This is a genomic window from Cupriavidus basilensis OR16 (assembly GCF_000243095.1).
Lineage (GTDB): Bacteria > Pseudomonadota > Gammaproteobacteria > Burkholderiales > Burkholderiaceae > Cupriavidus > Cupriavidus basilensis_D.
In genome coordinates, this window is record NZ_AHJE01000381.1 from 1 (window position 1) to 222 (window position 222).

1 protein-coding gene is annotated in these 222 nt (G+C 52.3%); it reads left to right on the forward strand.

Annotation, left to right across the window (positions count from 1 at the left end; translation table 11 throughout):
* Nucleotides 1-41 precede the first annotated feature (41 nt).
* Nucleotides 42-222 (forward strand): barstar family protein (locus OR16_RS42495; protein WP_192816493.1); only part of this gene is annotated, 181 nt, incomplete at its 3' end.

Sequence of the window (222 nt, forward strand, 5' to 3'; positions counted from 1 at the left end):
GCCTCCGGGGCGGCGGGGGGGGGCTGGATGTAAGGTGCGCAATGAATATTCAGATAAATGGCGAGGTGGTGAGAAGCGAGGTGGACTTTCATCGAGAGCTAGCTTCCATCCTTGGTGTTGAGTCATTTTACGGCTTCAATACGGACGCGTTATGGGACCTGCTTAGTTCGGGTGTGGGGAGACCCATTTTTTTAAGATGGGTGAATGCAGGTGTCTCAAAAA